We start from the raw sequence: 22,077 nt of genomic DNA on the forward strand, positions 1-22,077 counted from the left end.
AGGCCTATTCCTCGTCCGTCAAGTCGGCTTCCTCTTGCAGTTGCTGCAACACGTCGTCAATCTGCCGGCGGATGCTCAATAGCTGCTCCCGCACGCTGGCCCGCTGCGAGCGGGCCAGCGTGCGGGGTGCTTTCGTCTGTTCCTGCCAGTAGGCTTCTTCTGCTTCCTGCTCATGGCGCCGCCAGACCGCATCGTAGGTGTTTACCTTGGCGTAGGCGAAAGAGCTTCCCTGGTACTCCCGCTCGAAATAGTAGCGGGTACGTTCCCGGTAGCCGCTGCCGTCGCCGTTGGTCACGGCCCCGGACCAGCCGGGCACGACCTGCGGCACCGGCTCCCGGCTGAAGGCTTCCAGTTCCGGCAGCACTGCTTCGGCTCGCGCTACGGCCTCGGCCAGCTGCTCGCTGTGCTGCTCGAAATGTGGTGGCCCGCTACGCTGCCAGCAGGTAAACAGCTCACTCCATTGCAGGCGCTTCAGCAGAGCTTCCGCCCGCCGTTGCCATGCCACGGCGTGCTGCAGTGGAATGCCATCGGTATCATCCAACCGGTAGATACCCTCCAGTACCTGTTCTACCACCCCGCTACGCGTGTGCCACAGTTGCGCTGCTTGCTGCAACAGCTCGTCCAGCCGGGCAAAGTTGTCGTACTCGTGGCCGGGAAGGTGGGGAATGGGGAATGCCTCCTGCTGGCGCAGCCGTCCGAGTAATCCAACAAAGGTGTTCGGGTGCAGCGGCCAGGTGCGCAGCGGCTGGCCGGGCTCCTCCAGGACGAACTGGGCCCGCCGGCTCCAGGCCTGCTGCGCGTTCAGCTCATAGTAAGGAATCAGCCACCAGCGCACGGCCGGCGAAACCGGCTGCTGCATCAGGTCGGCCAACGCGGCTTTATTCAGGACGGGCTGCTTACTCATAAGGCGAAGGTACTACCCCCCGGCTGGTCTCCCTGCACATATACTTTTGTTACGTGGAATTATTCCAGGTAGCGGCTGGTTGCGAGTATGGAAAGCCACTTAGGCCATTTCCGTGACCCATTTTTTATCTATTCATACGTATGAAAAAGAACCCTTATCAGCTGCGGCTGAAGGTTGGCGAGTTCCAACAGTTTATTGGCGAAGAAGCCTACAACCCCGTGCTGGAGCGGGTGTTTCACCACCTCAACGATAGTGCCATTCACGCGGTCTCGCTGTACCCCGGCTTGACCGTTTCGAAGCATTCGCACGCTCGCCCGGCTACCAGTCCAGGAACGGACGTATTTGACATCTGCATCCGCACCAACGAGCCGGAAGGCCGGCGCAAAGTGCTGCTCTACGACCTGTTTCATGAGTGGGGCCACTTCCTGGATGAGCAGCGGCTACCCCAGGGGCAGGAGCATGACCCTTGTTTGCAGCTGGGCCGGGAAGAACGGGCCTGGGAGTTTGCCGATAAGGAATTTGCCCGGCATCCGGAGCTGGCCGCCGACCGGCCCGCCTACGAGGCCTACCAGCAGCAATGCCTAGCTAGCTACCGGCAGCGGTGCCAGTTGAGTCCGATCAGCTAAGCCGTTAAGCGAAGTAACGAAAACGCCCGACCTACCGCAGGTCGGGCGTTTTCGTGTAGTGGAACTGCCGGCCCTATAAGCCCAGCTTTTTGCCGGCGTTGTACTGGGCAACGGAATCAACGCGGGTATAGCGGCGGATCATCTCGCTGCTCTTGTGCTTGGTCTGGTTCATCACCTCCGCGTCGTCGGCCCCGTTCAGCTTGGCCACCGTCACGAAGGAGGCCCGCAGCGAGTGGGCCGAATATTTCGCCCCAAGGTGACGCTGTACGATGTCGTTGATGGCATCCGCGCTCAGCCGACGCGCACTCAGCCGCTCCCCCTTGTGGAAAGAACGAAACAGGGGCCCCTGGGTAGCGCCCTGCGCCCGCAGGTAGGCCAGCCACTGCTGCAGCGTCCGCAGCGGGCAGGTATCCACGTCAGGAGAATAAAAAATGGCCTTTTCCTCGTGCTCCCCCAGCTGGTTGGTTTTGCTGCCCAACAGCGTTACGATCAGCTCACCGGCCCGAAAGTTCAGCTGCTCAATATCGAGGGCACTCAGCTCCTGGCGGCGGAAGGCGCCGGCGAAGCCCAGCAGCAGCAGGGCGCGGGCGCGCAAGCCACCGGGCCGGCTCGCGTCGATGGACCGGATAACGCGCTTGAACTCGGCCACCGTAAAGGCTTCGGCCTGCTTCTGCCGCTTTCCCACCTTGCGCAGAATTCCTTTGAACAGGGCCTTCAGCTTGGGATGGTCCGTCGGCGGCTCCAGGTTCACGGCCCGGTGGTGGCGGCTGATGGCCGCCTTGTGGCGCTGAATCGTGGCCGGCTTCTTTTCTTCCCGGAACAATTGCACCAGAAAGCCGGCGACTGTCGCGGACGAGGCCGGTAGCGGCCGCTGCCGGTTTTCCTTGCACCACTTGGTGAAACGCTTCCAGTCACCGGCATACGCCCGGCCTGTACTCTCGGCCCCCTTCTCCCCGCTATGCACCAACTCGCTGGCCTCGGCCACGTAGGGCTCCAGGCCCGATAAATCCAGCTCGGAATCCGGGGGCGTAACGACAACTAACGGGTGGGACGTGCTCATGACTGGAAAGGTAGCCGAATCTCGGGGAACTCATCCGCGCTCAGCAGCCCCTGGGCCACCAGCTCGCGCTTTAATTCCTTGCATTTCCTGGTAATACTGCTCAAATCGCTGGAGGTCTGATACTCGCTTTGCTGCACTTCGCTCAGCCGTTGTTTCCGCTGTTCCAAGTCCTGCCTCCGCTTTTGTAAGTTCTTCTTCTTCTGCTCTAAGCTGCTCTGCTTGCTGATCAAGTAGTTTCGCCTCTCGGTCCAGGGCTTCTCGCTCTCGGATGGCGTATTGTTCTCGAAGGCGCGTAAGACGTCGTTCAACGTCTGCAACCTGGATTCCAAGGCTGCTACGTCGGCGGCCCAGGTCTCGGCTAGGGCGCTGTGCTCGGCCTTCCAGGTATGGTAGCACGCGTGCAAGCTGCGCTTCTCCGTTTCTAATCGACTTTCCCAGGCTGATTTCCGCTGTTGATAGAGCTCGTTGTCGGCTTCGTATTTCTTTCTCGTGTTGCGCAAGCGCGTCGCCCCTTCGCTCAAGCTCTGCTCGGTATCCCTCCACTCCCGGTCGTATTTCTTCCGCAAGTCGTGTTTCTCGCTCTCCTCGTCGCGCTTCAAGTCCCGCAACAAATTCCTGGCCCGTTGCCTCAGCGACCCGATATGCCTCGTTTTGTTCTGCCACGTCAGCTCTTCCCAATAGCCCTCTAACTGCGAATACAGCTCCTTTAACTCGGTTAAGTCGGCACTTGAGCGTTTCCGCCCGGTCAGAAACTGGTCCCGGGAGGTCAGTAGCTGGGATACATCCCGCACCAAGTAGGCGGGGATCAGCTGCATCAAACTGGTAGGTAGCTCGCTGGCCATTGTATAACCACTGGGTGTTTCGGGTAACGTCAAACAGGCCGTCGATGGCGGCGGCGTCAAAATGGCGGGGAATGGTAATTTCGATGGTATCTACCCCGTACTGCTGCAGGCGGGCAATCTTTTCCGGGCCGCACCGGTGCTCGGCATGAATCTCAATGAGCAGAATGGGCGTGCCCTGAGCATCATAGAAAATGACGTCGGGCCGGGCCAGCAGCCGGCCTTTTCGCTCGTCGAAGGGCTCCCCGGGAATGCGCGGCTCGACGACCTGCTTGGCCTGGTCGTCGAGGTAGATATTCTGTTCTCGTACGGCCCTCGCCGCCTCCACCTCGCGGGCCACTGCCAGGCGGGGAATCTGGCCGGTGTAGCCCTCCGGCGGTAGGGCGTACACGGCCGGCACCATCACCCGTAGGCGGGCAATAAGCAGCTGCTTGGCCTTGTTGTGGCGGAAGCTTTCACTCCCGTAGGTGCAGGGTCGCTCTGTATTGGTGACTTTGTGGGCAAAGTGCGGCTCCACCACCGAGCTGCGCTGGGCCTTGGGAATCATGGACTCGCGGCAGTGCTCACAGATGTAGCGGCCGTGGGGCACGGCCCGGCTAATGTGAACTTCCTGCTCCTGCGCCCCGACATCAAGGGCGTGGTCACATTGCACGGTAGCCATGGGCGTTAGGCAGCTTGGGCGGCCAGCACGTCGGCCGCCGCGTACAACAAACAATCCACCCCGTAGCGGGTGCGCTTGACCAGCACCGGCCGCAGCTGCTCCAGCTGCGCGGCGCTCAGCTTGAATTCGCGCTTCAGCTCCGTGCGGGTGTAGTGGCCGGCCGGGGTGTGGGGCACGTACCGCACGTAGTCTACGCCCTCGCGCAGCCCTGCCACATCATATAGTTCCTGCAGGCTCAGGTTGGAACCTAAGCTACCGGGTTGCGCCTGGTGCTGGCACACGACCAGCATGGCCGCCGCCGGCCGCCGCCACCCGCCTGTAAGGAAATATACCCCGCCGGCGAAGTTGCCATAAGGTACCAGGTGCGCCGGGGCCGGTTCATGGCCCTTGCCGTACCGGGGCAACAGCAGCCGTTCCCCGTAGCGGTGCCACATCTGCAGCCCAAAACCCGTCAGCTCAACGCTGAACGCCTCCGCGGAGGCCTGCGCTGAAATTCGCTCCCCGCGCTGCTCATACGCATGGTGCAGGTGCACCAGCCCTACCCGCTGCAAGTCGGGAAAGTGCTGCTGGGTCCAAGTGTCGTTGAGCGCCTGCAGCCGCAGGCGCTCCGCCTCTTCCTGGTTCCAGAGAAAGGAGTAGATAATGCCCTGCTCGGTGGCCAGTTCCCGCCGCCGCGTCCGCTCCACGTCGATACGCCGGCGCACGGAAGGCCGATTCAGGTAGCGCCAGACGGCCCGAGTGGCGTGGGTGTCGGCCAGGGCCGTGTGCGCGGGGCCGTCCCACTCGTGCAGCACGTAGGCCGCCGCCGTCGATAAGGACTGCCACCGGTAGTTCTGGTAGTAGGTGTGCCATTCCCCGTAGAACTCAGCAAAGGCCAGCATCGCGCACTCCACCCGCCGCGGCCGGGCCTGGGTTAGTACGTGTCCGAGAACGCCCCCCTCAAAGGCTGCGTTGTAGATGACCAGGTGCGCGCCGCGCAGCAAGTGCAGCAGCTGCGGGGTCAGCTCGGCCAGGGTGGGCACGTCCGGATGCAGCACCTGGGCGGGGGGAATGCCGTGGATGGCCTCGGCCTCGGGCCACTCGGTATGCCGCTCCGGCCGCACCAGCGTATCGAGCAGCACCCGGCCGCGGCCGTCCACGAGGGCCAGGCTCAGCACCTCCGGGTCCTGGCCCAGTAAGCCGGTTGTTTCAGTATCGAGAAAGAGTAGGCGCATCGACACAGCTTTATTTTAGACCCAGCAGCTTTTTCGCCTCCCGTATCAGCTTCCGTTGGTTTCGCGCTTGCTGCTGCATTTCCCGCTTCTGTTCCTCCTCCTGAAACTCTGCATCGAGGCGGTTAAGCTCCCCCTCATAGAATATCCGTTTACGGTCGATATAGGCGGGTGCTGTTTCTATTTCTTGCTCACCCTGAACAACAGTTGGTATTTCCACTCCTACCGAGAACATCAACTCGCCATTGTGCAGGTTATCATCCTGCCAAAATAGTAAGTGAATGAAGGGCGTCATGTTGTCCGTAACGAACTGCTCCAGGTGGGGTCTGATGAATGAAAAATCAAAGCCCGGCACATGGTTACTAACAACGAAGCGCACCATTTCCTGATCATTCTGCCAATCATCGAAAGCCAAGCATATGTACGTCATGTTATCCCGGTAGTCAAACCAGGGGGAGCCTTTGACAAGCGGGATTTTGGCTCCGTAATATTTGTAGCCCATGCAGGCAAGAATGGAAATCATCGGGAAGTGGGTTCGTTATTGATTGCCCGCGGTGCCCACGTACGGCAGTAGGCCGGGCTCCATCTCCACGGCCTTGCGAAAACCGTAGTCTGAAACCCAGCCCGTGCTGGTCAACGGTGAAAAGGAGGCCATACGCGAACGGACGAATTATAAGGTAAGACTCAAGGTAGCCATTTGGTGGAACGCCGCCTCATCGGCCCGGTACCGGTCGTTGATATTCAGGGCGCTGCGTGAGTTAAACAGAGCATAATTGAGCGCGTTGTAAGCCAGCCAGAGGGTGGCCGGCTGCTGCAGCTCCCGTTCCTCCTTTTCCAGCCGCTCCAGGGCGGTGCGGGCCAGCATCTTGGGAAGGCCCGCCTCAGCCAGTACCTCTTCTTCCCGCCCCGAAATAAGCACCTGGGCCAGGCGCTGGTACACCTGGGCGGTCAGGGCCGAGCTGGCGCCGCTGAACTGACGCAGGGTACGGGTCAGGTACTGCTCGAACCACTGCAGATCCAGGGCGCGGTGGGTGAATTTCTTCTGCACCAAAATTTCAGATTCCCGCTTCTGGTTCACCTGCCGGCGCTCGGTCAGCCCATGCTCCCTCACTTGCTTGGCGTCCTTGTACTTCTTGGGCTTGCCGTTGGCCAGCCACTGCAGGTAGTCATCCAGGCTCATGTAATCGTCGGCCCAGCCCATCAGCCCGTTCTGGCAGACTAGCCGGTAATAGCTTACCCGCATGGCGGATGAAACAATGGATTCCACATGCTCAGCCAGGGCTGTGCCCTGCAGCGTGAACGGGGTTTTGCCGTGGTAGCTGTTGTTGATAATCATCGTCTTCTGCAGCCGGTCCGAAACGGTCGTGTCACCGGCCTGCGACGTGATGTTGATTTCCTCCGGCAGAATCAGGCTGATAGAGAAGTCGCCCCGGGACGTATAGCGCACGTCGAGCTGATGGTCTGGAAAAACGGACTCCGCCACCTTGCGGATAAGCGCGTTCGGAATGAGTGTGTAGTCCTTGCTCTGCAGGGCGAAGATGCTGCTCTGGCCCGGCGTCATCTCACCCACGATGGCCGTCTGCCGGTCACTGGGCAGCAGCTTGACATCCTCGGGCAGCAGCTGACTCAGCGGCTGGCGCTCGACAGGAAAGCAGATGGGGTCCCATAGTAGGCTGCGGTCTAAAATGACGCTTTGGCTCATGCTCAAAAATTTTGTCTGATTGCTAATATACGATTGGCTGCACAGAATTGCAATAACAGAATTGAACTTACTGGATCTTGATTAATCAACTGCGTAATCAAGATTCAGTTTTTCCAATTGGAAAAACTGAATCTGTAAAATTAAATTGGAAAATCAGAGTGCATTACTTTGTTCTCAGGTTTTGGCCGGGTACATTAGCACCCGGTAAGTAACAATTATCGGGTGTAATAACGTAATAACACAAACCGCATTATTTAAATCCTATTAATTAGTTTTACCTTACTTTATCCCGTTAAAAGCTAATTTAGTTCTTTTCTCCCGAATTCGAGGTAACTTTCTGTCAACTCCCACTCTGTCATGAACCATACCCGCACTCCGATGGACAAGCAACTGCTTGCCCTCTTTATTCTGCTGCTGGCCGGTGTCGTCCTGGTGCTGATTGGCGACCACATTCCGGCCTGGCAAAAAGCAGCCCTGATGGCACTCGCCCTGCTGGGCGCCCGCCCGCTGGCCGATGGCTTCATGCGCTACGTCTGGCTCACCGGCCTCAGCTTGTCTGGCCTGGTACTGGCGCTGGAAGTGGCTAAGCAATTCGTGTAACCTACACCTTATTATATAGTACACATACACACAGCCGGCAAGCCTACTTGTCGGCTGCTCTGTTTCACCCCCTTTTCCCAGTACCCAATGGCTTATTCAGTCGACTACCGCAAGAGCAAACTTCAGGAGTGGATGCAGCTCGAACAGCAATACAATGAAATCGGCGCGGCTATCCGCCCGCACTTGGCTAAGCTGGAAGATGATTCCCTGACGGATGCGCAGTGGGACCAGGTAGCCCGGGCAATTGAGCGGCTGTACGACTCGTTGAAACAAGTCAGCGAATCAAAGCACAATGTCGCCCGCGTTGTGGCCAGCCTGTAATGCCTAGTGGCTGCCGACGCACTCAATGCGTCGGCAGCCAACGGCATTACCCAAAACCCCGTATATTCAATTGACTACTTCGGTAAAGCATTCATTCATGTACTTTTAACTCACCTGAACATGCGCTTTACCGAACGTCCTTCCCTCGACCAACAGGCCCTGTCGGTCTTTATTATGCTGGTTGTGGTTGTCATCCTGGCCCACAATCCAACGATGCACCCCGGCCTGCAGGCCAGTATCATGGGGGCCGCCCTTTGGCTGGCCCGCCCCATTGCCCAGGGGGTGCTGCAGTACCTGCGGATTGCCGGTCTGGTGCTCTGCGCCTTCTTGGTCGTACTCACCGGCTTCGAGCTGGTCTACTAATTTGCTCGCCTTCTCCTGATGCGTTCCGGTTCAACTACTTCCTGGCGGGCTTACCTGCCAGGACTCCTCTGCCTGGTGGCCGCCGACTACTATCTGAAACCGGCGCAGCGCCTCATTATTAACGGCTCGGTCGATGAGCAGTACTGGGCGCGGCTAACCGTCGTGCTACTGTGGTCCGTACTTTTCGCCGGCATGGCACTGCTGGCCACGGCCCGCCGCCCGCCGCGGCCTTTGCGGCTCGCTACTTGGGCTATGGCTGGCTTTATGCCGGTGTTTATGCTCCTGCAATGGTGGCCCGCCCGCAATGATGTTTCGGTGCGCAAGGGGCCGGATGTGTACGCGACCCAGCGCAACGGCCGGACCATTGCAGTGCACCTGGGCGCGCCATAATTGCTCACAGTAAATGAGCAGATTACGTGTAATCGCGTTACTACACGCCACCGCAACAGAAAGGGCCGGGAAATATTCCCGGCCCTTTCTACATATGCAGCATGAGCTTAATTCGCTTGCAGGAGCTAAAGCTCAAGTATTCTTAACGGCGAAATATCATCTATAATTCATCGAAACCTAATTTTTATATCAACTTTATCTTTGCCTCAGCGTTCCGTTTCTACTCGCTTCAGATACGGCTGCAACAGCTTTAGCAAGCTACCCATCGTGTTCCCGCTAATTTCGGCCAAGTTGTACAACTCCTGTATGGTAAGCGTGGCCGGCTCCCGCAGCCGACGCATCAGCGTTACGTAGGTTATACCCAGCGCCCGGTGGACGCTGCGCCGCGGGCCCAGCGAGTCGATAAAGTCCGGAAATTCGGAATACCTCTCGGCCTGCACGTCCTGGCGGAGCGGCTGGATCTTCGGCCCCGGTTTCTGTTCACGCGCAGTTTCAGCGGCGGCGGGTAATGCGGATTTTTTCATAGCGGGGTGGTTCAAAATGGGAAGGAACTCGCCCACAATAGTACATACCAAAGACCGCATATGAATACTGAGCGGTTTACATTGCTGTTGCAATAGGTGAAAGGTTTAGCGCCTGGCTTTTGGCTGGGCGTTACCTTTTGGTGCTATTCGAAGTGCAGCTGTACGTACGCGTAGGTGATTCCGTCTTGGTGAAATACCTTCGATACGCCGAGCCGGGCCGCCCGGTTCAGCACCTCCCGAAGCTCGTGGGGCTTGTTCCCGCCTAGCGAGATACTGAAGCTCTGCTTGCCGAAAAGGTGCTTCGTGACCCAGGGGGTTCGACCTAGTTGCTGCCGTACCCGCGCGCACAGTCCGCGCAGGTAGCGCCGCTGGCTGGCGGTGGCGTCTTGGTCGATAGTTATGCTGCTTGCTGCCATGCTTCTACGGGTTTAGTGGCCTGCGGCCGTGGATACACCTTCAGCGCTTCCTGCCGTGCGCTGGCACAGCCTGGGTCGCGCAAGAAAGAAATGAGATACACCAGCCCCTGGCCCCCGCCACGTCGGTCCCAATGCCGGTGATAGGCAGCCAGCGTATGTTCGTCGAGCTGGCTTAGCGCCTGCCGAATCTGGCAGATGACCCGGGCAGTGTAGCTGCGCCAGTACGCTACGAAATCCTGCCGGCGCTTCATGTTCTCCGCGTTTGCCTCCTCGGCGGTACTATAACGGGGCTTTTCCAGCTCGGTAGCCCCGAAAAACGCCGTGAACAGCGGCGGCGTACTGGCCAGCTTCTGTTTGTTGCGCTTCTCAACGCGGGCCACCTCCAGCTTCGCCCGCCGCCCCCCGTTGCGGATCTGCCGCTCGGTCATCTGCCGGCCATCTTTAGCGTAGGGCTTGCCGTGAATGTACCAGCTGCGGCCCGCCGCGAAGATGCTCCAGTCCTGCAAGCTCGGCTCCCGCTGGCTGCGCGCCATCGGGCGGTGAAAGGAAAACGTACCCGCAGGCCGCCAGCCATCCTTCTCCGTCAGCACGTCGCCGGCCTCATTGACGTCCAGCACGAACTGCATGGTTTCAAAATTCCAGCCCTTTATCTCCCGGCCGGGAATCCGGTACTTCACCACGTCGCCCACCTGCACTCGTTCATCCGCAACTTGCATACGCACTCTGTTATCTAAATTTCTGATCCTTTACCTATTATACGAAATTTACAGGCTATTTGTTTATAAAAAATGAATACAATTAACTACTTTTTTCAGACGTGAATTAGTACCTTTTTCTGCCCGATTGCCCACTGCTGGGGGCTAACTACCACGACCGTACCGTGGAGCCGGGCCCGGCCGACCGCGCCGGCTGCTTCTGCCGGCAGTACCAGGGCGGTACCTACCGGGTTCACCGGCAGGGCCGGGTAATTCCACTCCCGGGTTCCGGCTCCTTCCTGCACCACTACCCACCACCCACCCAACGGCCCGGCCGTTACGCGCTGCATATATAATTCGTGGTGGTCCAGCCACTGCACCAGCTCATCGACGGTAACACCTTGTGGCCCGCATGGCTGGGCCGTTACCTGCCCGGTGGCCGCAATGCACCAGGCCCCGACCTGGCCGCCCGGCCGCAGCAGCTCCAGTTGAGCAGTCATAAAATCGAACGCTTCGGCCGGATTTGCCCAACCCTGGCCCGGCGACTCCAGCAACTGAAACGGCGAATCGAAACCAGCCGGCACCAGCCCCTGGCGGCTCATTATGTGAAGCTGGCCTTTGTAGAGGTAGTACGCTGCCGGCAGGGGAACATAGCGGCCATGAGCGAGTACCTGGATCTGGCCAATCGGAAATAGGGGGGCGGTTGGGGAAAGCATGACGGAACACGGGGGGGAAGAGGGGGAGAACCTGCCGGCGTGGGGCCGCCCCGGACGAGGCGGCCCCAGTTGCTTAGCGCAGCAGAGAAGTGTGCATGATGAGCGCCGGCCCGTGCTGGAAGTAATAGGGTTCGTACAGCTCGGGCGGATAGCAGGTCTTCCACACCGCCGAGGCTACCGGATTGACGGGCCGTGATTCGCGCCCGTCCTCATCAAGGATGAGGATATAATCCTCGAACTCACCTTGCAAGGGTTGCATTTCGATGAGGTCACAGGCCAGTAGCTGCCGCAGCTGCCGCAGCCGGAAATCGGTGCCGTTCTCGGCTCGCTCAATGCTATGCAGGCCATTGGGCAATAAGAGCGTGGCCCCTGGGATGGGCTGGCGGGCGGCGGCGTATGCCTGCTCGAACCGCTCACTGGCCTGGGCAACCGTCAGCTCCTGCCCGTCGCACACGCGCAGCGACCCGGCGTAGCCCAAATTCCAGAGCTGGTAGCCGCGCTGCATCTCGTGGAAGCTGCCCCCGGTCAGGTAACAAAAATTCTTAACTGGTTGGAAGGTGGGCTCCCCGCCCGTATACAAAAACTCAAGTCCACCAATGGGGAAAGCCGGGGCTGTTTTTACAAGGCTCATATTCACATATCTTGTTGTTTCACTGATATTTATTATACGATGATGCAGCCTAATTGTTGTTAAAAAAGATAAACAAATACTGGTCTTTTTAGCTCTTTTCAACCGGAAACGACGCAAAAAAAGCCGGACAAAATGCCCGGCTCTTTCTCCCCTCTTTCTATATTTTTCCCCAGGTGGTTTACCCTGACTGCCCCGCCTGAAACTCGGCCAGCTCCCGCCCCGGCTCAACCTGCGCGGCCAGCGGGGCCAACGCATCAAGCAGTATTCGCAACTGCTGCTGCTGATAGCTTTCGGGCTCTGCCACGGCCCGGTTTACCTGGTAAACGTTCTGCAGGGCCTGGTACAATACGGTCAGGGCCAGCCCCGCCGAAAAGCCTCGCCCGAACGTCTGGCCGCCCGGCGTTAGCGGCCGGCTCAGGCTCGGTATCTGCCCAGCCTGGCTGAAGGCCCGAAACAGGGTATTCAGTAGCACCCCCTCGGCACTTTCCTCAAAGGCCCGGAACTGCTGCCGCGCCTCCAGCTCCGCCGCCCGCTTGCGCGCCGGATTCAGGTAGGCCGCCGCTTTACCAGCCGCCTGGATATGTTGCATGTTCCAATCGGCCCAAAAATCTGATTCTGGCATACTATAGGGAAATTAGGCGGCCTGCCGTTGCAGGCCGCTGTGAGATTCGTTGTGGTCTTTCCGGGCGCGGCACACGCGGCTAATCATGTTCTTAATGCATTCCTCCCCGCTTTCGCTTTCGGTAATCAGCGGCTGCGCCCCGATTCCCATACCCTGCGCTTTCAGGCGGTACATAATGACGCCCACCCCCCGGGCGTTTTCGCGTTCATACATGCACACATCCACATTCAGGTTGTAGATGCTTTTGCGGGCTTGTTGGGAGAAAGTGAGGAAATCCATGAGCAGAGGAACAGTGTAAGTAATTGCTTTTCTTATACTTATTAAACGAAAAGCAAGCGGTAATTGTTATTAAAAAAGATAAACAATTAGCCGTATTTACTCGTCCCTCCACTTTCTTCCCCACCGCCCCTACCAATGCCGCCGGCCCTCGCCTTTATCCTGGGCTTTATCTTCTTGCAACGCTTCCAACAGCCCATCCGGAACCGGCACGCCGTGGGCTACCAACGTATCGACCACATCCTGAGCGGTCATCTGGCCGCCGCCCGGCAGCCGCAGATTAGAGAATACGTACTGGGCGAATGGCTGCTCCTGGGCGGCATCACTCATGTCCTCTACTACCAGGAAATGACGTTGGTCGGGCCGATCCCAGCCGCAGAATACCTCGACCGGGCGGGCAACTGAATTGAGCGGGGTAACAGTGGCAAATGCATCGAAAACATGCTGGCTCATTGGCTGTCAGAATTAGCGGTTGCTGTTGAACTAATATACGGATTTACGGCCGTATTGATTCAATTATTAAATCAATATTTTGTTGATCTACCCTGTCGCTTTTCTCTGGGAATTGGTGACCATACGCCAGAAAAAAAGCCCCTCAAATTCAAATGAGGGGCTTTCTCGATACAGGTTGTGATTGTTATTCAATGATGAGGCGGGCAGTGTGGCGGCCGGCTTCAGACCGGACCTCGACCAGGTAAAGACCTGGCTGGAAATGCTCCAGGGACCAACTCCATTCGACCACTGGCCCGGCCGGTACTTGCTGCCGCTGCACCAGCTGGCCATGGACGGTGTAAATCGCCACGTTGACCGGGTTTCTCCATTCCCGAAGTCCGCTCAGCCGTAGGTGGCCTAGCTGATTTCTGCCGGCCGGATTTGGCCATACAGTCAGCGTAACGGTACTCTGTACTACCGGCTGCAGGCTCACAACATTGGTGTAATGCTCTGCACTGTCGCGGTCAACCTGCCGTAGCCGGTAGTAAGAGGTGGCCATGAGCATAGCCGGGTCCCCCATAGTGTATTTGCGGGAAATGGTACTGTTGCCGGCCGCCGTGCGCCGCCCAACGGGGAAAAAGGAAACTCCGTCGCTGCTGCGCTGCAGCTCGAAATAGGCGCTGTTGACTTCGGCGGCCGTAGTCCAGTACAGTTGCGCGTAACTATTCGCGTCGACTTTGCCCGTGAACGAGGTCAACGTAACCGGCAGGGGCTGGCCCGGCTCCAGACGCACAATGTTGGAATACTCGCTATGCAGATCCTGGTGCTCCAACCGCAGGCGGTAATAGGTGGGGTCCGACAAAGGCACCGCCAGGTTTTGGCTGCCGGTTACGCGGGTTACAGAGCTATCCATCCCGACTGCCTGCCGCCCCCCATTGGGTGAGAAGTTGATCCCGTCGCTGGAATATTCCAGTTCATAAGCGACCGGCAGATAGAGGGCGTCGGTGTACCACTTGAAGGACGGGAGCCCCCCCACTAGCTTGCCTTCCAGCACTGGCGCAATACGCCCCGCCGTGAACGTCATCGTGACCGGACTGCTGTACTCGGGGAGCCCGGCGGCGTCGAGCGTATACTCGTATACTGCCACTTCATAGACGTGGCCGATTCGGGGATTGCGCAGATAAACGACCGTATCATTCAAGGTGCGGTAGTTCCTGTTCCACAGCACGTAACTTCCCTTGCCCACATGGTTGGCCCGCCCCATCTCCTGCGTGTTATTGCTTGGGTAAACGGTTCCGTCTACTGGGCTCAGCAATGGGCTCCGGCCGGGCCGAACTTCCCGGACCAGGGCCAGGTAGTGGGTACCTGAGCCCGGTGTCCAATGCAGTTGCACCAAGCCGTTGTAATAAGTAAAGGCTTGGTTTATGCTCAGCTGAAGTCTACTTGGCGAATCCACAACCGGTACGGGTGGGAAGGCCGTCATAACGATTGCCGAGGCGGGCTGCTGGCTGAGCAGGTAGGTTGGCCGGCCGTCGGAGGCTAGGTTATATTCATACACCTCCAGCTGGTACAGGCTGGCGGGCTGCAGCCCGGTCAGGTTGATTACGCTGTCCTGGCCGGTCATCACAACGTAGCTGCCAGGATGCGTTTGGTCGCCTAGCCCGTACGCCGCGTTACCCTGATATACCGTGTTTTGCACCGGCTGCAGCAGGCCCTGGGTAAACTCGCGCACTACCACCAGCCGCCCCTGGCCGCTGCCATTATGCCACACGACCCGGGCCGTGGTCAGGGTCGTATCGGTTTGGCGAGCATTGGTGGCGGGCCGGTCAGGCTCCGTTGCCCCGCAAAAAGCTACATGCACGTAGGCCGTATCCGTTACTTGGGCGTAGGTAATGCCTCCCCCGGTCGGATTGCCGCCAGCGTCCTTTTCCAAGGTGTATTCATACACCACGAATTTGTACATGCCCCCGGGCGGCAACCCGTATACCGTGAGCGTGGTATCCGTGCCTGCCTGGACTACGTAAGCGTCCGGCCCGACTGTCTGCCCCTGGCCGTAGTTGCTGCTGGCCAGGTAATACACATCATCGACCGGAGTAGTGGACTTGGTGGCCCCGTCGGCCTGATTCTGTACAGGTTGCACGACCATCAGCCGCCCATCCCCGTTGCCCGGCCGGCAGCTTACCTCCAGCGTTGAGCAATTGATAGCCGTTGCCTGCGTGGCGCTGGCTGCTTTCGTGGGCCCTGGAATTGGGGCTGCTGGCAGCGTGGTGAAATAGAGGGTCGCCGAAGAATCCCGGTCAAATGCATAGCGGGGCGGCACCTGCCATTCAAAAGGGGCGGCTAACGTATCCGTCTGGAAGGCAATTACGTCGGCCCGGTAGCGCGTGCCGGGCTTCAGGCCCTTCACCACAATGATGCGGGCCGTGTCGGCGTGCACCACGTATTCCCCCGGCCCAATCTGCTGGCCCAGCCCGAAATACTCGTTGGCAATGTAGAATTGCCCGCTCATGGGCAAGGGTGTAGCGTCCGATACGCCCACCTCCTGCAGCACCACCATGCTTTGCTGATCCGGACTGGACGCAGCGGTTCGGGTCCAGGTCAACGTAGCTTGCCTGGATAAAACGGCGGGCGCTTTAATGTCCTTGTCGGACGGCACAACGGTCATGGCCCAGGTAGGCGAGGTGCTCAGCAGCCCGGCTACCAGTAGCGTAAGCCAGATAAAAATTTTCATAGACGATTGGGTATGAGTGTGAAAAATGGGCTGTGGGGAAAAGGAGGCTAGCAGTCGTCCTCATCGGGAAGCTGCTGCAGGTGCAGCAGCTGGCCGGGCCGCGAAAAGCAGGGAATCCCGATCTGGTGGTAGTAGTTGAGCAGCTGCTCGGCCCATTGCTGGTCGTCGTCCGAGACCGGTAGCGAATCATCGAGGCCGATTAGCACCCAGTGCAGCATATCGGCCGGGCTCCACTCCAGCATGTAGTGGCTATGGCAGTTGGCGCAGCCCGGCGCGGAGTCCCAGACCCCGCTGCCGCACCGCTTGCAGAGCATCATTTCCTCTTCCAGCTCTCCACTTCGGCGGTACACATGGGCGAACGGATAGAGCAAAGGCGTTTCCAACCGATCATGCACGATGAAGCGGCGTTGGGCCGGGATACTTAGCAGCAGCGGCAACCGCTCACTGTCGCGTAAGGAATTGCACCGCATGCCCACCAGCACGTTGGCCGGCAGTTGGCCCCAGGCATTGCGCCAGTAGCCGTCGTGGGGAAACTGTTCGCGCGCCAGCTCGGGGAAATCCGTCAGCAGTATCCAATCCAGGTCCGGCGAATCTTCGATCAGCTGCCAAAGACTTTCGCGCTGCAGCAAGGCCTCTACGCCCGGCCCAAACACGTCCTGGGCGCAGAATATCCGTCTCCGCTGGCCCTGCTGGTGGGCCCGGAACTGCCAGTTGCTCACCTGCCATTGCTGCTTCTCCCCGAATTCAAAGACGTGGTGCCAGCGTTGTTCAAACTCCAGGGCTGGCATCTTCATCTGCTCTGCGCAACTGGGGCCGGGGCCGGGTAGCTGGAGTGTGGTCCTTCGACGAATGGACCCAGTTGCGCCCACATGGCACAGATAGTCAGGTTTCTCATAAGCAGGCTGGTTACGTGATAGAAACGGCTCTGCAAATTAGATAAAGATTAACTTTAGTCGAGTATTAAATTAATTCTTGAATACATTTTGGCGATATGAAAATGATATTTACTTTTGGCTCATTCTCCGGGTTACAAGTGGTTTCCCGGAGGCGGTGCCTACAGTATCCAGGCCAGCAACCCAGCGGGAGAAGCCACGCGCAGAGTGGGATCTAGCGCAGGAATCGAGACGAGTAAGTCCTTCTCCCGCTGGTAAAAGCCGCTCTCAACTGATTGGGAGCGGCTTTTTTCTGGCAGTTGATCCCGCGCCTCCTACTGCTCACGCTTAAAGGCCTTTGCCATGCTGCTATTTCTACTTCGCTTAGCTCCTGCCACTCGCCGCCTGGTGCGCTGCCTGCTGGTGTTGGTATCGGCCTTGGTGCTGACCGCCGCGCTTACCCTACTGGCCCGCCTATTCTAACGCCCGGCCGATGGTGCACTTCTCCTTTCAAGTCATTTGCCTGCTGCTGGTACCCAGCCTGTGGCTCCAGGCCCTGCTTCTGCTGGCGCACTTGATTGTGGTTCGGCATTCCAATCGGTGGTATTGGGTGCTGCCTGGCCTGCTGATGGCCGCCAGCGGCAGCCTGCTCTGGGCGCTACTGCCGCAGCTGCTCGCCCCGGCCTACTGCTTCAGCCTCGTCTTCTTCGGCCTGCTGGCCGCTGTTTTCCTTCCCTGGCTGCCCCAACCTACTACTCCTACAAGGCCGCTCTAATCGGCCTTTTCTGCTTTTAGTGCCGGCCTGGCCGGAATCATTTTCTCCTCATCCATCATCACTCATCACCACTTTATGCGCTCATTATTTCCCGCGCTTACAACCGGCCTGTTCCTGGCCGCGGCATCTTCTCACTCCGTTCAGGCCCAGCAGGCAACCCGTGAGGTGTTCGGCACGGTCCAGACTGATGCCGGGGAGCCGTTACCCGGAGCCACGGTGTTTATCAAGGGCACCTACATCGGCTCTACCACGAACAGTGAGGGTGCATTCCGGCTGGTAGTGCCGGTAAGCCAGCTCTCCGCGCCTCTGTCCGTCAGTTTCGTTGGCTTTGAATCGGCCGTCGTTTCCCTGGAAAACGTCACCGGGAACCTCGCCCCGATTATCCTGCAGCCCGCCCCGGCTTTGGTGAACGAGGTTGTAGTATCTGCCTCTCGCGTGGAGGAAAACATTCTGCGTGCCGGGGTGACGGTTGACAAGCTCAACACGCAGCAGCTGGCCCGCCTGACTACCCCTGACCTGATTACCAGCCTAGCTCGTCAGAAAGGGGTTGATGTTACCACCTCCGGCATGTTCATGGCCAGCGCCAGCACCCGTGGTTTCGGCGGGGCCACGTCCGAGCGCCTGGTACAACTGGTGGACTACATGGATACGCAGTCGCCGAGCCTGAACATTAATGCCGGCAACGCCCTGGGCTTGCCGGAAATTGACATGGCCAGCGTCGAGGTGCTGCACGGTCCCAGTTCCGCCCTGTACGGCGCCAACGCCTTTAACGGCGTGGTGCTGACCAACTCGAAAGACCCCTTCCAGTACGAGGGTCTGAGCGTGCGCCTGCGCGGCGGCAACCGCAATTATCTGGATGGCCAGCTGCGCTACGCCCTGCGCCTGGGTAAGAAGGTGGCCGTCAAGGTGAGCGGCAGCTACGCCCGCGCCAATGACTGGATGGCCAGCAACTACGATGCCCTGGGCCAGGCCTATGCCCCCGGCAACAACCCCGCCGGCTCGGGCCTGGGCTACGATGCAGTGAACCGTTACGGCGACGTGGGTAATACGTTTGGAGCCACCGGGGGGGCTCTTAATGGCAAAACAGTGTATATGCCCGGCTGGACGGAACGGGAACTGGTGGCCGGCGACAACCGCGCCCAGCTGTACCGCATCATTCCCTCCGTGCACTGGCTGATCAGCGACAAGCTGAAAGCGGCCGTGGAATTCAAGCGGGCGGAAGGCACGACCTCGTACCAGTTTACCAACCGCTACCGCTTCAAGGACTTCGCCACCAACCAGTGGCGTGCGGAGCTGAAGAGCGACAAAGGCTTCCTGCGGGCTTACCAGACTCAGGACTTCGGCAACAACTCCTACGACCTGCCCTTTACCGGTGCCTTCATGCAGACGCTGAAGGACCCGAGCAGTGCGGCCGGCCTGACCTATGGTCAGCAGTATTTCCAGGCGTACGCCGTCGCGTACAATACTTACCTGGCCATGAACCCCGGCAACACGGCCGGCGCTGAGCAAGCGGCCCGCACCAAGGCGGCACCGTATCAGCTCGTTCCGGGCACGCCGGCGTTTGATGCCGCTCGTCAGCAGGTTATTGCCGATGCCACCCCCGGCGTCGGCTCGCGCATCAACCCCTCCTCCCTGCTGAATGACATCAGCGGCCAGTACAACTTCAAAACCGACGTGGCCGATATTGTGCTTGGCGGTGCATACCGGCAGTACCGACTGGGTTCCAACGGGCAGCTGTTCTCCGACCGCGACGGCAAGCGCATTGTCAACGACGAGTACGGCGCGTATCTGCAGCTGACCAAAGAGCTGCTTGCCAACCGCCTGAAGCTGACGGCCGCCGGCCGCATCGACGACAGCAAGAACTTTAAATCGGTGTTCTCGCCCCGCGCCTCGGCCGTGTTCTCCCTGGACAAGCAGCAGCTGCACAACCTGCGGGCCTCCTACAACCAGGCGTACCGTTCGCCCACCCAGCAGGGGCAATACCTCTCGCTGGACCTGGCCCGGGTCCTGCTGCTGGGTAACATCGGCAACGGCTATTCCGGTTACAGCACGGCCGCGGCCTCGCAGCTGGGTCGCATCCTGCGTAACCCCGCCACTGCCCAGCAAGAGCTGGACGCCTATGCCGTGCAGGCGGACCGCCTGAAGCCTGAGCGCGTGGCCACCTGGGAAATTGGCTATAAGGGGCTGCTGCTGCCCAACCTGGTGCTGGACGTCAACTATTACAACAGCCGCTACAACGACTTCATCGGTCAGGTTCGGTTGATTTCCAACGTCGATGGCTCCAAGCCCACCGTCGCCCAAATCGGGGCTACGGCCGCCACCCCCCGCCCCTTCCAGTCCGGCAATACCCGCGTAATCCAGGTGCAGGCCAATGCTAACCAGGAGGTGAAGGCTTCCGGCAGCGTGATTGCCTTGACATATACGGCCTTCAAAGCCCTGAGCCTGACGGGCAACTACACGCTGAACCTGCTCGACCGCGAGGGCCTGCCCGAAGGGTTCCAGACGTACTACAACACGCCCAAGCACAAGTACAACATCGGGGCCTACGGCGAGCTGGCTAAAGTGCTGACCTACTCACTGAACTACCGCTGGGCCCAGGGCCACTTGTTCGAGTCGCCCTTTGCCGCTGGCCAGCTCAAGGCGTACTCCTCGCTGGATGCCCAACTCGGTTACTCGCTCACCAAGCTGCACACCACGCTGCAGGTGGGCGGCTCCAACCTGGCCAATGCCAATAACATTCAGGTGTACGGCGGTCCGCAGGTGGGCCGTCTCGTGTACGCCGGCTTGAGCCTTGACATCAAATAATCCGCACCGGCGCCGGGTCGGCCTTGTCCTGCCCGGCGCTTGTTCGCTATTCCCTCCAGTTATGGACGCCCGCAAACTATTTCTCGCTCTCCTCTGCAGTCTGTGTTCCGGCTCGGCCTGGGCCCAGTTCAGCCACAGTACCGACTCCGTAACGGCCAACGCACCCCGGGTGGTGCTCACCGGCACGGTGATGGATGAGCAGGCCAACCCGATGGCCGGGGTCACAGTGCGTCTGCAGGGAGTTATACCCCAGTATTGCATCACCAACTCCCGGGGCCGTTACCTGCTCACCGTGCCGGCAAAGGGGGCCACCATTACGGTTTCCTTTGCCGGCTACCTCACCCAGGATTACCAGGTAGACAGCCTCAAAACCCTCGATGTGGTGCTGCGGCCCGCCCCAGAGTTTCACCGCCCGCTTAAGGCCCGCGTGCTGCACCGGCGCTACCTGCGCACCCTGCGCGCTGACGCTGATTCGCTCTAGCCCGCCACCCGCCACCCAGGCGCAGGGTGGCGGGTTGATTGGCCCCCTTCCTTCTTTCTTCCCATGAGCAATTTCTCCACTATCGACCAGGCCTACCTGCCCGTCGCTTCCGCTGCTGTCCAGGAAGCCGCCACCTTTTTACTGGCCTCCCACCCGGCCACTCGCGGCCTATTCCCTCCCGGAGGCGGGGCGCCGCTGCTCAACATGCTGCTGGGCTTCTTTTCCTTTCCCATAGACGAGATAATCAGCTTGCTGGAACGAGGCACCCAGAAATACCCCGCTTCTCCCCTCCCAAAGACGCAGTACATCTGCTCCAGCTTCCGCAAAGGCTCTCGCCGGCAGTTTGAACTGGTCGTGCAGACGGCCACCCTCTCGCTGCAGAGTGCCCGGGCGACCACCCCTGATCAACAGGCGCAGGCCCGTCTGCAACAACTATTCGCCAACTAACCGGTCTCGGCCGCTCACTCCTTCAGCATATGAAAAGAACTTTTACTCATCGTCCGTCCATCTCCGAGCGTGCCCGCACCGTGTTGGTGTTGGGTCTGGTCGGCCTGATGATGACCGGCGCCCTGATCACGTCCTACGAAACGGCCGGCTACCTCTGCCTGCTGCTGGCCGGCGCGGCCTGGATGCTCAGCCAGCTCCTGGGTGACAAAGGCTTTCTGATTCTGGCCGCCGCCCTGCTACTGGGCAGCCTGGTCCTTTTCACTTCTCCATCCGGCAGGCTGGCCGCCCAACTAAGCGCCCTGCTATGACCGGAATCCGCTTGTTTCCCTGCCCGCGCGGTGTACCCCTTCACCGTACTTTGCCGGCCTGATACTTCTGAAAACCACTACTAGATCCCATGAAACGCATTGTATTTCCCGCCTCGCTTCTGCTCTCCCTCGCTGGTTGCTCATCCAAGGAAACTCCCGCGCCAGCCCTCCAGCTGCCCGCTATTACGCAGTCCGGCCAGAACACGGCCGGCTGCAAAGTAGATGGTCAGGTCTGGGTGCCTGTCGGCGGTGGCTTGTTTGCGCCCAAACCAATGTCAGTATCGCTGCAGCGGTCCGTTACGGGCCTGCAGCTGTCGGTACTGCTGGACCGCGACCCGCTGACGGATGACGGCCAGTCAAATCCGCGCACACAGATTAAGCTGTACGTGCCGAACGTGACGGCCCCGGCAACGATAGCCCTGGACCAGTATGCGGACCCCCGCCGGACTACCAGTAATCCGGCATACGCGGCCTTCATCTACACGGCTCCAACTCCGGATCAGCAGCTGTTCACCGGCCCCAACTCGACGGGCCAGCTCATCATTACGCGCCTGGATACGGTAGCCCGCGTGGTTGCCGGCAGCTTCCAGTTCCGAGCGCAGGAGCCGGCGGGACCGGCCACCGTGAATATCACGGAGGGCCGGTTTGACCTAACCTATTAGCTCCCTC

Annotated in this window: 27 protein-coding genes; 12 read left to right on the forward strand and 15 right to left on the reverse strand. The window is 59.5% G+C overall.

Annotated features, from left to right (window positions below; all coding sequences use genetic code 11):
• Positions 1–4: 4 nt before the first annotated feature.
• Positions 5–904, reverse strand: a complete 900-nt coding sequence (locus tag KLP40_RS14640; protein WP_215594583.1) for a hypothetical protein — start codon at positions 902–904, stop codon at positions 5–7.
• A gap of 140 nt (positions 905–1,044) precedes the next feature.
• Between KLP40_RS14640 and KLP40_RS14645 the strand changes: the two genes are divergently transcribed.
• Positions 1,045–1,530, forward strand: coding sequence for a hypothetical protein (locus tag KLP40_RS14645; protein ID WP_215594584.1), 486 nt, complete (start codon positions 1,045–1,047; stop codon positions 1,528–1,530).
• A 73-nt stretch (positions 1,531–1,603) separates the two neighbouring features.
• Here the strand turns inward: KLP40_RS14645 and KLP40_RS14650 are convergent, their stop codons facing one another.
• Both KLP40_RS14650 and KLP40_RS14655 read right to left on the reverse strand, forming a co-directional pair.
• Positions 1,604–2,590, reverse strand: a complete 987-nt coding sequence (locus KLP40_RS14650; RefSeq protein WP_215594585.1) for a site-specific integrase — start codon at positions 2,588–2,590, stop codon at positions 1,604–1,606.
• Positions 2,587–3,408: a hypothetical protein gene (locus tag KLP40_RS14655; protein WP_215594586.1), complete on the reverse strand. Its 822-nt coding sequence runs from the start codon at positions 3,406–3,408 to the stop codon at positions 2,587–2,589. Before KLP40_RS14655 ends, KLP40_RS14650 begins: the two co-directional genes overlap by 4 nt.
• An 85-nt stretch (positions 3,409–3,493) precedes the next feature.
• On the opposite strand from KLP40_RS14655, the gene KLP40_RS14660 reads away from it, so the two are divergent.
• Positions 3,494–3,811 (forward strand): hypothetical protein, encoded by a 318-nt coding sequence (locus KLP40_RS14660; protein WP_215594587.1) that lies wholly within the window; start codon positions 3,494–3,496, stop codon positions 3,809–3,811.
• A 284-nt stretch (positions 3,812–4,095) separates the two neighbouring features.
• Here KLP40_RS14660 and KLP40_RS14665 read toward each other — a convergent pair whose 3' ends face one another.
• The 3 genes from KLP40_RS14665 to KLP40_RS14675 all read right to left on the reverse strand — a co-directional run bounded on the left by KLP40_RS14665 (position 4,096) and on the right by KLP40_RS14675 (position 7,003).
• On the reverse strand, positions 4,096–5,304 hold the full coding sequence (locus KLP40_RS14665) for a 3'-5' exonuclease (RefSeq protein WP_215594588.1): 1,209 nt from the start codon (positions 5,302–5,304) through the stop codon (positions 4,096–4,098).
• Positions 5,305–5,314: 10 nt separating this feature from the next.
• Complete coding sequence (locus tag KLP40_RS14670) at positions 5,315–5,824, reverse strand: hypothetical protein (RefSeq protein WP_215594589.1); 510 nt, start codon at positions 5,822–5,824, stop codon at positions 5,315–5,317.
• A 147-nt stretch (positions 5,825–5,971) separates the two neighbouring features.
• On the reverse strand, positions 5,972–7,003 hold the full coding sequence (locus tag KLP40_RS14675) for a hypothetical protein (protein WP_215594590.1): 1,032 nt from the start codon (positions 7,001–7,003) through the stop codon (positions 5,972–5,974).
• Positions 7,004–7,381: 378 nt separating this feature from the next.
• Between KLP40_RS14675 and KLP40_RS14680 the strand changes: the two genes are divergently transcribed.
• The 4 genes from KLP40_RS14680 to KLP40_RS14695 all read left to right on the forward strand — a co-directional run bounded on the left by KLP40_RS14680 (position 7,382) and on the right by KLP40_RS14695 (position 8,677).
• Positions 7,382–7,603 carry a hypothetical protein gene (locus tag KLP40_RS14680; protein ID WP_215594591.1) on the forward strand — a complete coding sequence of 74 codons (222 nt, stop codon included), beginning with the start codon at positions 7,382–7,384 and terminating at the stop codon, positions 7,601–7,603.
• A gap of 87 nt (positions 7,604–7,690) precedes the next feature.
• Positions 7,691–7,924, forward strand: a complete 234-nt coding sequence (locus KLP40_RS14685; RefSeq protein ID WP_215594592.1) for a hypothetical protein — start codon at positions 7,691–7,693, stop codon at positions 7,922–7,924.
• Between the two features lie 120 nt (positions 7,925–8,044).
• Complete coding sequence (locus KLP40_RS14690) at positions 8,045–8,287, forward strand: hypothetical protein (protein ID WP_215594593.1); 243 nt, start codon at positions 8,045–8,047, stop codon at positions 8,285–8,287.
• A gap of 18 nt (positions 8,288–8,305) precedes the next feature.
• Positions 8,306–8,677 (forward strand): hypothetical protein, encoded by a 372-nt coding sequence (locus KLP40_RS14695; RefSeq protein ID WP_215594594.1) that lies wholly within the window; start codon positions 8,306–8,308, stop codon positions 8,675–8,677.
• A gap of 206 nt (positions 8,678–8,883) precedes the next feature.
• On the opposite strand, the gene KLP40_RS14700 is transcribed toward KLP40_RS14695, so the two are convergent.
• The 9 genes from KLP40_RS14700 to KLP40_RS14740 form a co-directional block, all read right to left on the reverse strand.
• Positions 8,884–9,201, reverse strand: coding sequence for a hypothetical protein (locus KLP40_RS14700; protein WP_215594595.1), 318 nt, complete (start codon positions 9,199–9,201; stop codon positions 8,884–8,886).
• A 397-nt stretch (positions 9,202–9,598) separates the two neighbouring features.
• Positions 9,599–10,333: a hypothetical protein gene (locus KLP40_RS14705; protein ID WP_215594596.1), complete on the reverse strand. Its 735-nt coding sequence runs from the start codon at positions 10,331–10,333 to the stop codon at positions 9,599–9,601.
• A gap of 95 nt (positions 10,334–10,428) precedes the next feature.
• Positions 10,429–11,028, reverse strand: coding sequence for a hypothetical protein (locus KLP40_RS14710; protein WP_215594597.1), 600 nt, complete (start codon positions 11,026–11,028; stop codon positions 10,429–10,431).
• A gap of 73 nt (positions 11,029–11,101) precedes the next feature.
• Positions 11,102–11,533 (reverse strand): hypothetical protein, encoded by a 432-nt coding sequence (locus KLP40_RS14715; RefSeq protein ID WP_215594598.1) that lies wholly within the window; start codon positions 11,531–11,533, stop codon positions 11,102–11,104.
• A 304-nt stretch (positions 11,534–11,837) separates the two neighbouring features.
• Positions 11,838–12,248 (reverse strand): hypothetical protein, encoded by a 411-nt coding sequence (locus KLP40_RS14720; RefSeq protein WP_215594599.1) that lies wholly within the window; start codon positions 12,246–12,248, stop codon positions 11,838–11,840.
• Positions 12,249–12,293: 45 nt separating this feature from the next.
• Positions 12,294–12,560, reverse strand: a complete 267-nt coding sequence (locus KLP40_RS14725; protein WP_215594600.1) for a hypothetical protein — start codon at positions 12,558–12,560, stop codon at positions 12,294–12,296.
• Positions 12,561–12,689: 129 nt separating this feature from the next.
• Positions 12,690–13,010, reverse strand: coding sequence for a hypothetical protein (locus KLP40_RS14730; RefSeq protein ID WP_215594601.1), 321 nt, complete (start codon positions 13,008–13,010; stop codon positions 12,690–12,692).
• A 184-nt stretch (positions 13,011–13,194) separates the two neighbouring features.
• Entirely contained in the window at positions 13,195–15,720 is a 2,526-nt protein-coding gene (locus KLP40_RS14735) for a T9SS type A sorting domain-containing protein (RefSeq protein WP_215594602.1), read from the reverse strand.
• A 47-nt stretch (positions 15,721–15,767) separates the two neighbouring features.
• Positions 15,768–16,514, reverse strand: a complete 747-nt coding sequence (locus tag KLP40_RS14740) for a DUF5131 family protein (protein WP_215594603.1) — start codon at positions 16,512–16,514, stop codon at positions 15,768–15,770.
• Positions 16,515–17,085: 571 nt separating this feature from the next.
• On the opposite strand from KLP40_RS14740, the gene KLP40_RS14745 reads away from it, so the two are divergent.
• From KLP40_RS14745 to KLP40_RS14770, 6 genes are all read left to right on the forward strand, one after another.
• Positions 17,086–17,367 (forward strand): hypothetical protein, encoded by a 282-nt coding sequence (locus tag KLP40_RS14745; protein WP_215594604.1) that lies wholly within the window; start codon positions 17,086–17,088, stop codon positions 17,365–17,367.
• Between the two features lie 75 nt (positions 17,368–17,442).
• A complete protein-coding gene (locus KLP40_RS14750) occupies positions 17,443–20,172 on the forward strand; it encodes a TonB-dependent receptor (protein WP_215594605.1) in 2,730 nt (909 codons plus the stop codon).
• A gap of 61 nt (positions 20,173–20,233) precedes the next feature.
• The gene (locus KLP40_RS14755; RefSeq protein WP_215594606.1) at positions 20,234–20,653 is read left to right on the forward strand and encodes a carboxypeptidase regulatory-like domain-containing protein; all 420 of its coding nucleotides are present in this window, start codon (positions 20,234–20,236) and stop codon (positions 20,651–20,653) included.
• A gap of 63 nt (positions 20,654–20,716) precedes the next feature.
• On the forward strand, positions 20,717–21,100 hold the full coding sequence (locus KLP40_RS14760; RefSeq protein ID WP_215594607.1) for a hypothetical protein: 384 nt from the start codon (positions 20,717–20,719) through the stop codon (positions 21,098–21,100).
• A gap of 29 nt (positions 21,101–21,129) precedes the next feature.
• Positions 21,130–21,408 (forward strand): hypothetical protein, encoded by a 279-nt coding sequence (locus KLP40_RS14765; RefSeq protein ID WP_215594608.1) that lies wholly within the window; start codon positions 21,130–21,132, stop codon positions 21,406–21,408.
• 89 nt (positions 21,409–21,497) lie between these two features.
• On the forward strand, positions 21,498–22,070 hold the full coding sequence (locus KLP40_RS14770; protein ID WP_215594609.1) for a DUF6252 family protein: 573 nt from the start codon (positions 21,498–21,500) through the stop codon (positions 22,068–22,070).
• Positions 22,071–22,077 lie beyond the last annotated feature (7 nt).

The sequence above is a fragment of the Hymenobacter piscis genome (assembly GCF_018760735.1).
In the GTDB taxonomy this organism is placed as follows: domain Bacteria; phylum Bacteroidota; class Bacteroidia; order Cytophagales; family Hymenobacteraceae; genus Hymenobacter; species Hymenobacter piscis.